Source organism: Mycobacterium sp., from assembly GCF_008709575.1.
In the GTDB taxonomy this organism is placed as follows: Bacteria; Actinomycetota; Actinomycetes; order Mycobacteriales; family Mycobacteriaceae; genus Mycobacterium.
Genome location: NZ_VYIK01000572.1, coordinates 1 through 504, shown reverse-complemented (window position 1 = coordinate 504; position 504 = coordinate 1). Strand labels below are relative to the sequence as shown.

General features: G+C 69.4%; 1 protein-coding gene. It reads left to right on the top strand.

What is annotated here, in order from left to right; translation table 11 throughout:
• Window positions 1–504 (top strand): hypothetical protein (locus F6Q13_RS20195; RefSeq protein WP_293060211.1); only part of this gene is annotated, 504 nt, incomplete at both ends.

Here is a 504-nt window from a genome sequence, read left to right as displayed (position 1 = left end):
CTTCGGCTCGTGGTCGACCGGCGTGGCCTGGTCGACCATCAAGGTTCCGCTGGCGATTGCGGCGTTGCGCGCTGACCGTGCGCGCGCCGAGCCGCTGGTCGTCAAAGCGATTACCGCATCCGACAACCGCGCCGCAGCGCAGCTGTGGACCCAGCTTGGGCCGGCAGCCCAGGCGGCCCGGCAGGTACAGCGGGTCATCCGGGAAAGCGGGGACGGGACCACGGTGGTCCAGATGCGACGACTTCGGCCCGGGTTCAGCGCGTTCGGGCAGACACCATGGGCTTTGAACAGCCAAGCGCGGTTCGCCGCGCATCTGCCGTGCCTGTCCGATACCACGGTATTGGACCTGATGCATCGTCTCGTCGACGAGCAACGCTGGGGTCTTGCCGCCCAGGGCGCGGCGGCGAAAGGCGGTTGGGGACCCACCGGCACCGGTGGTTACCTGGTGCGCCAGTTCGGGGTGATGCCCAATGGGCCCGCAAAGCTGGGCGTCGCGCTGGCCGC